Annotated in this window: 12 protein-coding genes; 6 read left to right on the forward strand and 6 right to left on the reverse strand. The window is 62.2% G+C overall.

What is annotated here, in order from left to right; all coding sequences use genetic code 11:
* Positions 1-45 precede the first annotated feature (45 nt).
* The 3 genes from MUU55_RS03775 to MUU55_RS03785 form a co-directional block, all read right to left on the reverse strand.
* Complete coding sequence (locus tag MUU55_RS03775; protein WP_425314129.1) at positions 46-744, reverse strand: lytic transglycosylase domain-containing protein; 699 nt, start codon at positions 742-744, stop codon at positions 46-48.
* Between the two features lie 226 nt (positions 745-970).
* Positions 971-1,735, reverse strand: coding sequence for an N-acetylmuramoyl-L-alanine amidase (locus MUU55_RS03780; RefSeq protein WP_244759414.1), 765 nt, complete (start codon positions 1,733-1,735; stop codon positions 971-973).
* Positions 1,732-2,415: a TerB family tellurite resistance protein gene (locus MUU55_RS03785; protein ID WP_421581305.1), complete on the reverse strand. Its 684-nt coding sequence runs from the start codon at positions 2,413-2,415 to the stop codon at positions 1,732-1,734. The genes MUU55_RS03780 and MUU55_RS03785 overlap by 4 nt, the downstream gene beginning before the upstream one ends.
* Positions 2,416-2,802: 387 nt before the next feature.
* Here MUU55_RS03785 and MUU55_RS03790 point away from each other — a divergent pair, with 387 nt between their 5' ends.
* From MUU55_RS03790 to MUU55_RS03800, 3 genes are all read left to right on the forward strand, one after another.
* Positions 2,803-4,017 (forward strand): pyrophosphate--fructose-6-phosphate 1-phosphotransferase, encoded by a 1,215-nt coding sequence (locus tag MUU55_RS03790; RefSeq protein WP_244759416.1) that lies wholly within the window; start codon positions 2,803-2,805, stop codon positions 4,015-4,017.
* 67 nt (positions 4,018-4,084) lie between these two features.
* Positions 4,085-4,714 carry a LysE family translocator gene (locus MUU55_RS03795; RefSeq protein WP_244759417.1) on the forward strand — a complete coding sequence of 210 codons (630 nt, stop codon included), beginning with the start codon at positions 4,085-4,087 and terminating at the stop codon, positions 4,712-4,714.
* Between the two features lie 131 nt (positions 4,715-4,845).
* Entirely contained in the window at positions 4,846-5,778 is a 933-nt protein-coding gene (locus MUU55_RS03800; protein ID WP_244759418.1) for a lytic transglycosylase domain-containing protein, read from the forward strand.
* 22 nt (positions 5,779-5,800) lie between these two features.
* Here MUU55_RS03800 and MUU55_RS03805 read toward each other — a convergent pair whose 3' ends face one another.
* Positions 5,801-6,388, reverse strand: coding sequence for a GNAT family N-acetyltransferase (locus MUU55_RS03805; RefSeq protein ID WP_244759419.1), 588 nt, complete (start codon positions 6,386-6,388; stop codon positions 5,801-5,803).
* Between the two features lie 81 nt (positions 6,389-6,469).
* On the opposite strand from MUU55_RS03805, the gene MUU55_RS03810 reads away from it, so the two are divergent.
* The gene (locus tag MUU55_RS03810; RefSeq protein ID WP_244759420.1) at positions 6,470-6,871 is read left to right on the forward strand and encodes a ketosteroid isomerase-related protein; all 402 of its coding nucleotides are present in this window, start codon (positions 6,470-6,472) and stop codon (positions 6,869-6,871) included.
* Here MUU55_RS03810 and MUU55_RS03815 read toward each other — a convergent pair.
* Positions 6,856-8,259: a serine hydrolase domain-containing protein gene (locus MUU55_RS03815; protein WP_244759421.1), complete on the reverse strand. Its 1,404-nt coding sequence runs from the start codon at positions 8,257-8,259 to the stop codon at positions 6,856-6,858. The two genes, MUU55_RS03810 and MUU55_RS03815, sit on opposite strands and share 16 nt — an antisense overlap.
* A gap of 65 nt (positions 8,260-8,324) precedes the next feature.
* Entirely contained in the window at positions 8,325-9,887 is a 1,563-nt protein-coding gene (locus MUU55_RS03820) for a putative bifunctional diguanylate cyclase/phosphodiesterase (protein ID WP_244759422.1), read from the reverse strand.
* A gap of 231 nt (positions 9,888-10,118) precedes the next feature.
* Between MUU55_RS03820 and MUU55_RS03825 the strand changes: the two genes are divergently transcribed.
* Together MUU55_RS03825 and MUU55_RS03830 are read left to right on the forward strand one after the other, a co-directional pair.
* Complete coding sequence (locus tag MUU55_RS03825) at positions 10,119-10,787, forward strand: outer membrane protein (protein WP_244759423.1); 669 nt, start codon at positions 10,119-10,121, stop codon at positions 10,785-10,787.
* 160 nt (positions 10,788-10,947) lie between these two features.
* Positions 10,948-11,727 (forward strand): glycoside hydrolase family 25 protein, encoded by a 780-nt coding sequence (locus tag MUU55_RS03830; protein ID WP_244759424.1) that lies wholly within the window; start codon positions 10,948-10,950, stop codon positions 11,725-11,727.
* Positions 11,728-11,887: the final 160 nt, after the last annotated feature.

The following is an 11,887-nucleotide window of genomic DNA, read 5'->3' on the forward strand; positions in this document are numbered from 1 at the left end:
AGGCATAACATGGCGCGGCTCCGATTCCAGCCCGCGACGCATCACTCAGTCGATGATGCTCTGCACCTTGCCGCAATAGCGCTTGGAGACCGGATTCATGCGCTTCGCACCATGGCCGGCATTGTATTTGAGGATGGTGCCGCAGGTCGTGCCGCCGCCGAGATCATGTGCCATGGCGAGGTATTTCATGCCGAACTTGATGTTGGTCTCGGGATCATAGAGGCCCTTGGCGGTACCCCGATAGCCCATCATACGCGCCGTTGCGGGCTTGATCTGCATCAGGCCGATTTCACCGGCGCTGCCGCGTGCCTTCGGATTGAAATTGCTTTCGACGCGCACGACGGCGTGAGCGAGATCGACCGGAACGCCATAGGTCTTCGCATAGGTCTGGATGAGGCTGGAATAGCTTGCCGACTGGACGGCCTCCGTCAAAGGGTTCTCCGCCCTTGGGAAGCCGGCGGTGCTCTTGTAGGTCTTCAGCTTGCCCACCACGACACCGTCCCTGTCGATGACGGTCTTGCGCTTGTTGCGCTTGCTCACGGTCTTTCGGGACTTTTGCTTGCTCGAAACCTTGGCCTTGCTCGTCTGCGCTGTCTTGGCCTTCACCGGGGTCTTGGCCACGGGCTGGGATGCCAGGCGGGGACTTTGTACTTGGATCCTGTCGGAGGCTGCATGCACCATGCCAGCGGAAAAAATGGACACACAAAAGCAGGCCGCGCTGAGGGCAGCAACAAGTCTTCTCATCTAGTTTCAGTCTCCAAAAGGCGCAAAGGCAGAGCCTTTGGGGGCTGGCATATCAAGCCGCGCACCCTGCGCTAACGTCGTGATCCCTGTTGATTGCGATCAGGCCCTGACCGCATGTTGCGTTGCAACGAACGCAGCCGGAAAAGACATGCCCAATCGGGTAAGGATGTGGCGAAACGGTAAACTTCTGTTACAAACCGTAATATTCGAATAAAAGAATAGGCTATTACGTCGTGATCCGCGGCAGTGCGGAAAGCAGCCGGTGCAGCGTATCGATGGTCGAAAAATCGGCGATGCCATCGACCTTTTCCGGCCGAAAATGGCGCTGGAAAGCGGCGACGTCGCCTTCAGTTTTTTCCGAGAAAACTCCATCGATTTCAGTGCCATAGCCGTAGAGCGACAGCATGGTCTGCAAGGCCTCGACCGGCTGGCCGGCATCGCCCCGCTGGAAGAAGCGCCCGCCCGCGATGGGAGACGGCTCCACCCAGTGCCCGACACCCGCTTTGTGCAGGCGGCCCCAGGGGAAGTTTTCACCCGGATCAACCTTGCGAATGGGGGCCACATCGCTGTGCGCCAGCACCCGTTCGGGGGCAATTCCCCACCTTCGGCCACAATCGAGACACAGTTCGACAACCGCCTGGATCTGGATTTCTGGGAAATCCGGCAGTCCGCCAGGATGGCCGGGATTGGCGATTTCGACGCCGATGGAGGCCGAATTGATATCCGCCTCGCCCTTCCAGATGCTCTTGCCGGCATGCCAGGCGCGATCGGCCTCGCGCACCAGCTGCTCGACGCGCCCGTCCTCATGCACGAAGTAATGACAGGAGACCTGGCTTTCCGGCGCGCAAAGCCATTTCATCGCGGCGTCCGCCGTTGCCATGCCGGTATAATGCAGGAGAATGATGTCAGGCAGGCGCCCAGCAGCGCGCTCGCCAAAATTCGGCGACGGCGCGGGGATCGCGCCGGAATAATCACATGTGAATGCGCTCATGCGGCGCAGCGTTCCTTCTCGATCGCCTCATAGGCAGCGTTGAGCGCGGCCATGCGGTCGTTCGCAATCTGATGGAACTCGGCCGGCACGCCACGCGCCACCAACCTATCAGGATGGTGTTCGGAGGCAAGCACGCGATAACGCTTGCGGATATCCGCAAAGTCGTCGCTCGGCTTCACGCCCAGCACCTTGTAGGGGTCACGGCCGCTGACATGAACGTGGCGCGCGGTGATCTGTTCGAAACGCTCGTCCACCATGCCGAAGATTTCGGCAACGCGAGACAGGAAGGCCATCTCGTTTTCGTGGATCAGGCCGTCTGCCTTGGCGATATGGAACAGGCCGTCGACGATATCCTCGAGGATGGGGCAATTTTTCTCGCAGGAGACGCAGAGCGCCTTCATCTTCTCCGCATAGGCCTCGTAACCGGCAACGTCCTGCCGCGCGAGGTTATAGAGCCGGGCGACATTGGCCGCCTGGTTGTCAGGGTATTTGAAGATGTCCTTGAAGGCATCCACTTCCGCCGTCGTGACGATACCGTCGGCCTTCGCCATCTTGGCGGAAAGCGCGATCATCGCGACGGAAAAGGCGACCTGCCGGCGCGTTTCCGGATCCCCTTCGAACAGGGTCCGGACAGCCTCGACCACGCCGGACAGCACGTTGCTGGCGGTATCGGCGACCATGCCGACGAGGCGATCCCACACGGCACTGATGAAGCAACTTGGCGAATTCTGGAACATAACGTGATCTTGATCAGACAATTGCAGGGAAAGCAAGGCGTGAGAGGCCGGATTCCGCTCGCATGACAAAATTTTGATGCCCCTCAATAGATGGGCCGGCCGCTTTATTGGTGGATAGCCGCCCCGCGCCTCTTCTCCGTTGCGTCGGAAGCGTCGAAACACCTTCACGGGATCTCTCGCTTTCTCATTCGCCCGACGACGCGCATAACGTCCATCCGCGTTTCGCGGGTGTGAACAAAGAGGTGGAAAACCATCTCGCACCGTCATTTAAATGCCGTATGATTTCCGCTAGAGAGAGCGCGCGTTTCGAGGAATCCCTGAGGAGGAACCATGCCTAAGCAGAAAGTCGCAATGCTGACCGCCGGCGGGCTCGCACCCTGTCTGTCGTCCGCCGTCGGAGGCCTCATCGAACGCTACAGCGATGTCGCACCGGATATCGAACTCGTCGCCTACCGCTCCGGCTATCAGGGCCTGCTGCTGGCCGATCGCATCGAAATCACCAAGGACATGCGCGAAAAGGCGCCCCTCCTCCATCGCTACGGCGGCTCGCCGATCGGCAACAGCCGCGTGAAGCTGACTAATGCTGCCGACTGCGTGAAGCGCGGCCTCGTCAAGGAAGGCGAAAACCCGCTGCGCGTCGCAGCCGAGCGGCTCGCCAAGGATGGCGTGACCATCCTGCACACGATCGGCGGCGACGACACCAACACGACGGCCGCCGACCTTGCCGCCTATCTCGGCGCCAACGGCTACAACCTCACCGTGGTCGGCCTGCCGAAGACGGTCGACAACGATGTCGTGCCGATCCGCCAGTCGCTCGGCGCCTGGACGGCCGCCGAAGTGGGCGCCGGCTTCTTCGACCATGTCAGCAACGAGCAGAGTGCCGCCCCCAAGACGCTGGTCGTGCATGAAGTCATGGGCCGCCATTGCGGCTGGCTCACCGCCGCCACCGCGCGCGCCTATATCCAGAAGACCAACGGCAACGAGTATGTCGAGGGCTTCATGATGAACAAGCAGCTGAAGAACATCGACGGCCTCTACCTGCCGGAACTGGACTTCAACCTGGAAGCCGAGGCCGAACGCCTCAAGGGCATCATGGACCGCGCCGGCTATGTCACGCTGTTCGTTTCGGAAGGCGCCTGCCTCGACGCCATCGTCGCCGAGAGGGAAGCAGCCGGCGAGACGGTCAAGCGCGACGCCTTCGGCCATGTGAAGATCGACACGATCAATGTCGGCAACTGGTTCACCAAGCAGTTCGGTGCGCTTCTCGGCGCAGAACGCTCGATGGTGCAGAAATCGGGTTACTACGCCCGCTCCGCGCCCGCCAACCGCGATGACCTGCGCCTCATCCAGAGCATGACCGACCTTGCCGTCGAGAGCGCGCTCAACAAGGCTTCGGGCGTCACCGGTCATGACGAGGGCCAGGGCGGCAAGCTGCGCACCATCGAGTTCCCGCGCATCAAGGGCGGCAAACACTTCGACACCTCGGCAAAGTGGTTCGGCGAGGTGATGGACACGATCGGCCAGAAGTGGAAGCCGGCGGCCTAAACCCGCTTGACGCCGAAAATTAGGAATGGCTTGCTCCCCGGATCGATCTCGATCCGGGGAGTTTTTCATGTCCTTCGAACATTGGCTTGCCTTCGCCGCCGCATCCGCCGTCATGCTGGCCATTCCCGGCCCGACGATCCTGCTTGTCATCTCCTATGCGCTCGGGCACGGCCGCAAGACGGCCGGTGCGACCGTCGCAGGTGTCGCTCTCGGCGATTTCACCGCCATGACCGCCTCCATGCTCGGCCTCGGCGCATTGCTCGCCACCTCGGCGGCGATCTTCACCGTGCTGAAATGGGTGGGTGCGGCCTATCTCATCTGGCTCGGCATCAAGCTCTGGCGCGCACCCGTCTCCGTTGGGGCGGAGGGCGAGACGCCGGCGGAGGAAAAACCCTTCCGCATCTTCGCTCATGCCTATGTGGTGACGGCGCTCAACCCCAAGAGCATCGTGTTCTTCGTCGCGTTCCTGCCGCAGTTCCTCGATCTCTCGCGGCCGATGCTTCCGCAGATGGTGATCTTCGAAATCACCTTCCTCGTGCTCGCCACGCTGAACGCCTTCTCCTACGCGCTTCTCGCGTCCGCCGCACGCAAAACCATCCGTAAACCCTCGGTCCAGAAGGTCGTCAACCGCACGGGCGGCACGCTCCTGATCGGCGCCGGATTGCTCACCGCCGGCCTCAAGCGGGCGGCGGCATGACGCATCGGTAACTCTGCGGGTTGCCGCTTTCGGCCCGATCGGCTATGAGCGAGGCACGGCCACGGCCGATTGATTTGCAAAAGCGGGGGCGTTTCGGCGCCTCGCACCCCAGCAAACCGAGAGCGACGACCATGGCTGACACCCCCGCTTCCCGTCCGGCACGCCTTGCCACGCTTGCCTGCGCCGGCCTTCTTGTAACGCTTGCCGGCTGCGCCAGCGTTGCCGACGATGCGACGACGGCGCGAACGGTGAAGCCGACCTCCACGACGACCACGGATCTCGCCGCGGCCGACGGCACGACGACCGAAGTCGCCTATGCCGCCCTGCCGGCCGCAAAGCCGGGCACGGAAAACACCGCGGCAGCCCTGCCGACGCCGATCGCCGTTGCGGGCGACGCCGCAGGCGCCGTTCCGGTCTCGGCGCTGGCCGAGTCCAGGAGCATGACGGGTGCGGCAGCCGCGACCGCCGCCCTTGCCGGCAACACGGTCGAGGTGGCGAGCGCCGATATGGCGGCAACGCAGACCTACGACACCGTAATCGGCGTCTCGGTCATGGAGCCGGGCTTCGACAGCGGCGAACCGGAAGGTCTCGAGCAGCTCGTCGCCACCCACAAGATCGTGCCGATGGCCAAGCCCGCGATGATCAGCAACGCGGTTCTGACAACGGAAACACGCCTGGTCGTTCCGCAGGCCGAGCAGCCCTTCAAGAAATCCGGCACGCCGATCGACGCGCTCATCACGAAGTATGCCAGCCTCTACGGCATTCCGGAATCGCTCCTGCATCGCGTCGTGAAGCGTGAAAGCACCTATAATCCGCGCGCCTTCAACCGCGGCCACTACGGCCTGATGCAGATCAAGTATTCGACCGCCAAGAGCATGGGCTACGAAGGCCCGGCCGAAGGCCTGTTCGATGCCGAGACGAACATCAAATATGCCGGCAAGTATCTGCGTGGCGCCTGGATGGTGGCTGACGACAAGAACGACGGCGCCGTGCGCCTCTATGCCGCCGGCTATTACTATCATGCCAAGCGCAAGGGCCTGCTCGACGAGACCGGCCTGCGTTAAGCCGGCCTTCGCCCAGATACGTTTACAGCACCGGCTTCAGCCAGAACGACATCGGCTTTTCCGTCTCGTCGGTCTCACCTATATCCTGCCAGGCCAGCATCGTGCGTAGATCCGCACGGTGCGCATAGCCGCGCTTGCCCCAGAATTCGTCGAGAGGCGCATAGTCTGCCGGACGGAGCGGGTGATCGCTCGGGCGCTCGACGGCGCAGAAGGCACACCAGTCGAACCGGCCAAGCCGGCGCGCATAGGCTTCGCGTTCTTCGAAGAAACGCACGCCGAGTCCCCTGCCCCGATAGGTCGACAGCAGGACGGATTCGCCGAAGTAGAACACCTTTTCCGGATCGATGCCCGCAGCCACGAACGGCACCTTGAACACATCGGACGCATCCGTCATCGGCACGCCAGTCGAGGCACCGACAATCGTCTCGCCATCGAGCGCCAGCACGAAGAGGCTTTCGGGCGATTGCGCATAAGTCGCGAGATAGGACGCCTCGTAGTCCTCGCTACCTTCATAAAGATAGGGAAAGGCGCGGAAGACGGTGGTGCGAAGCTGCGCGAGATCTGCGATGTAAGGCGTCACGGCCTCGCCATGGATAACTTTGATCTGCATGATCCGTGAACGTTCCCAACGGTTTGAACAATGCTATAAGACGGGCGGGTTCGCCCATCCGACAACGATATGAGGGATGACATGCCAGCAAAAGAGACGATCCGCGCCTATTACGATGCTTTCAACAGGCAGGATATGGAGGCCTTCTTCGATCTCTTGCATGACGATGTCGTCCACGACATCAATCAGGGTGGCCGACAGGTCGGCAAGGACGCTTTCCGTGACTTCATGGCGCACATGAACCGTAGCTACCGCGAAACGCTGACCGACATCGTCATCATGTCGAGCGATGACGGCCGGCGGGGTGCGGCCGAATTCGTCGTCAACGGCCAGTATCTCGCCACCGACGAGGGCCTGCCGGAAGCTAACGGTCAGACCTATGTGCTGCCGGCCGGCGCCTTCTTCGAAATCCGCGACGGCAAGGTTGCCCGCATCTCCAACACCTACAATCTCAACGACTGGATCGCTCAGGTCGGCGCCTGAGCCGTCCCTGCCTGCGCATCCACGATATCGAGGATGTGCCTGATCAGCGGCTGGGGCTCATAGCCGAGCTTCGAGGGCGTCAGCCCCAGCCTGATGACCGCAAGCTTCCGCGAAGGTATGATGGTGGCCGATTGCCCGTCATGCCCGCGGAGCCAGAACGTATCGGCCGGCAGACCATGCTCGGCATCGCTCTTGGCACCCGGCCCCTTGAGCCAGGTCTGCATCTGGCTATAGGTGCCGCCGGACGCCTTGCCTGGTGTTCCCATGGCCGTGACGAACCCTTCCGGCAACAGCCGCTCTCCCTTCCAAACACCGTCGTTCAGGAGCAACAGGGAAAACCGCGCCCAGTCCCGCGCTGTCGCATACATGTAGGATGAGCCGACGAATATGCCGGTCTCGTCCGGCTCCAGCACGGCGCTTGCCATGCCGAGCGGTGCAAACAGCGCTTTCGTCGGGAAGGACAGGGCCTGGCTGCGCCCGGACAGCGCGCTCATCCAGATACGCGACAAAAGCAGGGCCGTGCCGCTGGAATAGTTGAACCGCTCGCCGGGATTGGCTTCAGAGGGCAGCGACAGCACGAAGCGCGTCATATCGGGTTCGAGATAGAGCATGCGCGTGACATCGGCGACGTCGCCGTAGTTCTCGTTGAAGGCAAGTCCGCTTTCCATGGCAAGCAGCTGGCCGAGCGTGATGGTGGAGCGCGCGTCACCACGCCATTCCGGGAAGAGGTTATCGAGTTGCGGTGACAGCGCACCCGCCTGCATCAACCGGCCCACCAGGGCGGCGTTGACCGACTTGGTCATAGACCAGCCGAGAAGCGGTGTCGCGGCATCGAAATCATCGCCATAGGCTTCCGCGACGATGCGGCCATCGTGCACCACGACGGTTGCACGCATGCCGGGACCGGTCAGTTCGCCATCCTCAAGCAGCGTGGCGATCGCCGCATCCACCGTCACAGCTTCGCCCTCCGGCCAGAGGATCGCGGGATCACCCATCGGGATTTTCGGCAGCCGGACGTCAGAGGTCGCCTGCTGCGCAGCGCGGAAGTCGCCATCCGGCACGCTGGAGCAGCCGAACCCCTCATGCCAGGCGGCATAACCCGGCGCGAAAATGCCGAAAAGATGGGTCGTCACCGTCTTTTCCGAGAAATCGACATCCTGCCGCATCAGCTTCAGCAGCGGGTGACCGGGCGCCTGCACATCCTCGGCCATGACCTCTCGGGCATCCCTGCCGGAAATGAAGACGCTGGAGCAGACGATCTTGGCCGCATAGCCGGAACCGACACTGAGCAGCGCGGGCGGTGATACGATCAGCCAGCTCGCCGCCACCACGATGGCAAGGGCAAGAAGCGAAAGCACCCAAGCGGCCAGCCTGTAGAATCGTCTCATCGAGGCCCCTCCGTCCAACCCTGAGACAAGCAGGATTTGACTGTCATGAAAAGGCTTTTTGCACTTCAGGCGGAAAGCCGGCTCTCCGTTTTCAAAAGAAGACGCCGGACATCGTCTGCGCCGACCGGCGCGGAAATCAGGAATCCCTGTGCCTCGGAGGCGCCGCGCTGGCGGATGAATTCGAGCTGGCCTTCGGTCTCGATCCCTTCCACCGTCGTCGCGACCTGGAAAGTCTGGCCAAGCTTGAGAATGATGTCGACAAGCTCGGCATCGCGCCTGGTCTCCATCATCGCCCGCGCGAAGGAGCGATCGATCTTCAGCTGGTCGATGGGGAAAGCCCTGAGATTGTTGATCGAGGAAAAGCCGACGCCGAAATCGTCGAGCGCGACACGGACCCCATGGTCGCGCAACTCGCACAGGCTTTCGCGGATGACGGTCTCGTCGACGGAAAAGACCGATTCCGTCACCTCGATCGTCAGGCGCCCCGGCGCCAGCCCGGCCTCGACAAGGCACTGCTTCACATAGTCGACGAAGGCGCTATCCTTGAACTGGTCCCCGACGACATTGACGGCGACACCCGCCGGCGCCGGCCAGTTGGCCGCCTCGCGGCAGGCCTCCCGCACCACCCAGTTGCCAAGCGGCAGGATAAGACCGGTCTTTTCCGCGACCGGAATGAAGACCGCCGGCATGATCCGTCCCTTTTCGGGATGCTGCCAGCGCAGCAGCGCCTCGAAGGAACGCACAGCGCGGCTCTCCACGCCGACGATCGGCTGGTATTCGAGGAACAATTCGCCCGCATCGATCGCCCTGGCGAGATCGCGCTCGATTTCCGCCCGCGCCAGCACGTCGGCGGCAAGGGCGGCATCGAAGAAACGAAAGCCGCTGCCATGGGCCTCTTTCGCTTCATAGAGCGCGACATCGGCCCGCTTCAGCAATTCGGACATGGAGGTATCGTGCGCCTCCATGAAGGTCACGCCGATGCTGCAGCCGCTGGTGACACGGTTTCGCTTCAGTTCGAACGGCTCCTCGAAGAGCCTGCAGATCGTGCGGCAGACATTCTCGATCTTGCCCTCGGACGGGTGCCCCGCGATCGTCACCACGAACTCGTCGCCGCCGAGCCGATAGACGCGGGCCACCGCGGAAAGGGCACGCCGCAGCCGCTCGGCGATCGCCGCCAGCAGAGCGTCGCCGGCATCATGGCCGAGGCTGTCATTGACGAACTTGAAGCGATCAAGATCGATCAGCAGCAGCGCCGGCCGCGCATCCTCGTCCCCTTCCTCCACCGCAGCCTGGATGTCCCGCTCCAGGCAGAAGCGATTGCCAAGCCCAGTCAACCGGTCGTGATAGGCATCGTGCGACAGCCGCTGCTCCGTCCGGCGCCGCTGGGCAAGCTCATCGATGAGTTGCGCCTTGGAGCGGCCGATCTGGTAGAAGCCGACGCCGAAGAAAACCGGCATGAGAGCGAGAGCCGTCGCGGTGGGAGCAGAAAAGCCGAAGAGACTTGCCTGCGTCGCATCACGCAGAAGCTGGTCGGCGGCAAAGCACAGGGTCGGAAGGAAAGCTCCGAAGACAGACCCCGTCAACGCATAGCGTTGCTCGATCCTCGGCAACAAGGTTTTCAACATCATGTAACCCTAAACCGTTGTTATCATGACAACAGGGTGCGCGTGAACCGCCATCGGTCCGTCGATGTTTCTAGCCGACAAACAATGACAGAGTGTTAAGCGAAGGTTGGCGTTTGCCTGCCAGATTCCGTGGGTCTTCTTTTCTTCGGAACACTCCCCGCCCTTGCGCGTTCGGGACCTGTTGTCATTCGCGTGCGGGGCTTCGCGCGAGTATCGAGTGAAAAGGACCATCACATGAAATCGATCATTCTCGGTGCCGCCGGCATCCTCGTCACCGCCAGCGCGCTGCCGGCTTTCGCGGCTGACATGACCATCGCCGAACCGCCCGTGGAAACGCCCATCGTGGAGGCCGCACCCGGCGTCTATGACTGGGGCGGTTTCTATGTCGGTGTGAACACCGGCTATGCTTGGACCGGCGTCAATTCCGACGGCCCTGCACCGGCTATCGACCAGCGCGTCGGCGGTTTCGCGCTCGGTGCCTTCGCCGGCTACAATTTCTTCAATGACGGCTGGGTCTACGGTGTTGAAGCCGACGTCAAACACGACTTCAACAACGACCGCTTCTCTTCGGGCGGCACGACCTACGAGGCAGAGACGAAGTGGGGCGGTTCGGTCCGTGCGCGGCTCGGTTATGCCTTCGACCGCACGCTTGTCTATGCGACGGGCGGCTGGGCCTTCACAAATGCCGCGCTCGAAAACGTAAATACGGGCGTGAAGGAGAAGGACACGTCGCACGGCTGGACGGTCGGCGCCGGCGTCGAGCAGGCCTTCACCGATACTGTCGCCGGACGCCTCGAGTACCGCTACACCGATTATCGCAGTTCCGACATCTTCCAGGCTGCCGGGCGGGACGGTGATCTCGATTCGCATTCGATCATGCTCGGCGTCAGCATGAAATTCTGAGGTGGCAGGCCGGGCGGCGCCAGCGCCGCCCGTTTTAACCACCCGCTAACCATAATTTTACGAAAATCCGCGATAGGTCGAGGATCTGTCCCGCGCGCTCCCCTTTACGGCCCGCTTCGTTCGAGGCAGGATCGGTAATCGCGCGAAACACGGGACCTCCATGCGTCGGCTCATTCTGGCTTTGCTGCCCCTCGCCCTCCTCGCCACGTCCTGCTCCACCACCGATTACGACCTCGTGTCGACGGCTTCGGTTCCGCCCCGCTTCGAAGACAAGGACCCGCAGGATTTCGGCGCCCGTACGCCGCATCGCCATCAGGTGCACGGCATCGACGTCTCCAAGTGGAACGGCGATATCGACTGGCCTTCGGTGAAGAATGGCGGCGTCTCCTTCGCCTTCCTCAAGGCGACCGAGGGCACGGACCGCCTCGACAGCCGCTTTGCCGAATACTGGCGCGGCGCGCGCTCGGCCGGTGTGGCGCATGCGCCCTATCACTTCTATTATTTCTGCTCCACGGCAGATGCCCAGGCCGACTGGTTCATCGCCAATGTGCCCAAGGAAGCCGTACAGCTTCCCCCTGTTCTGGATGCCGAATGGAACCCGGCCTCGCCCACCTGCAAGACCCGCCCGCCGGCGGACGAAGTGCGCACATCCCTGCAGCGCTTCATGGACCGCCTCGAAAAGCACTATGGGAAGCGGCCGATCATCTACACGACGGTCGATTTCCACCGCGACAATCTCGTCGGCCATTTCGAAGGCTATCATTTCTGGCTGCGCTCGGTGGCGAACCATCCGGAAAACATCTATTCGGCCCGCAAATGGGCGTTCTGGCAGTACACCTCGACGGGCGTCGTGCCGGGCATTTCGACGAACACGGACATCAACGTCTTCGCCGGCTCCGCCAAGAACTGGAACACGTGGGTCGCTTCGGTCTCCCGCTAACGTATGTCGCGCAAAGTTGTGCAGCGGTTTTGCGGTAACGACATGCGGAAAAACAAGGCGCTAAAGCGCAAGGAGCTAGTCTGGAAGATCGCGACGCGCTTTAGGTCCGCCAACAAGTGCGCAAAAAGGAAGGCCGCGCGCTACGGTTGCCCTTTTCTTC

Source organism: Shinella curvata (genome assembly GCF_022899935.1).
GTDB lineage: Bacteria > Pseudomonadota > Alphaproteobacteria > Rhizobiales > Rhizobiaceae > Shinella > Shinella curvata.

Excerpts from the sequence above, each read along its gene's own strand:
- MUU55_RS03775 (WP_425314129.1), bottom strand. The coding sequence starts at position 744 with ATGAGAAGACTTGTTGCTGCCCTCAGCGCGGCCTGCTTTTGTGTGTCC.
- MUU55_RS03830 (WP_244759424.1), top strand. The coding sequence starts at position 10,948 with ATGCGTCGGCTCATTCTGGCTTTGCTGCCCCTCGCCCTCCTCGCCACG.
- MUU55_RS03810 (WP_244759420.1), top strand. The coding sequence starts at position 6,470 with ATGCCAGCAAAAGAGACGATCCGCGCCTATTACGATGCTTTCAACAGG.
- MUU55_RS03785 (WP_421581305.1), bottom strand. The coding sequence starts at position 2,415 with ATGGTCGCCGATACCGCCAGCAACGTGCTGTCCGGCGTGGTCGAGGCT.
- MUU55_RS03795 (WP_244759417.1), top strand. The coding sequence starts at position 4,085 with ATGTCCTTCGAACATTGGCTTGCCTTCGCCGCCGCATCCGCCGTCATG.
- MUU55_RS03800 (WP_244759418.1), top strand. The coding sequence starts at position 4,846 with ATGGCTGACACCCCCGCTTCCCGTCCGGCACGCCTTGCCACGCTTGCC.
- MUU55_RS03780 (WP_244759414.1), bottom strand. The coding sequence starts at position 1,735 with ATGAGCGCATTCACATGTGATTATTCCGGCGCGATCCCCGCGCCGTCG.
- MUU55_RS03805 (WP_244759419.1), bottom strand. The coding sequence starts at position 6,388 with ATGCAGATCAAAGTTATCCATGGCGAGGCCGTGACGCCTTACATCGCA.
- MUU55_RS03815 (WP_244759421.1), bottom strand. The coding sequence starts at position 8,259 with ATGAGACGATTCTACAGGCTGGCCGCTTGGGTGCTTTCGCTTCTTGCC.
- MUU55_RS03820 (WP_244759422.1), bottom strand. The coding sequence starts at position 9,887 with ATGATGTTGAAAACCTTGTTGCCGAGGATCGAGCAACGCTATGCGTTG.
- MUU55_RS03790 (WP_244759416.1), top strand. The coding sequence starts at position 2,803 with ATGCCTAAGCAGAAAGTCGCAATGCTGACCGCCGGCGGGCTCGCACCC.
- MUU55_RS03825 (WP_244759423.1), top strand. The coding sequence starts at position 10,119 with ATGAAATCGATCATTCTCGGTGCCGCCGGCATCCTCGTCACCGCCAGC.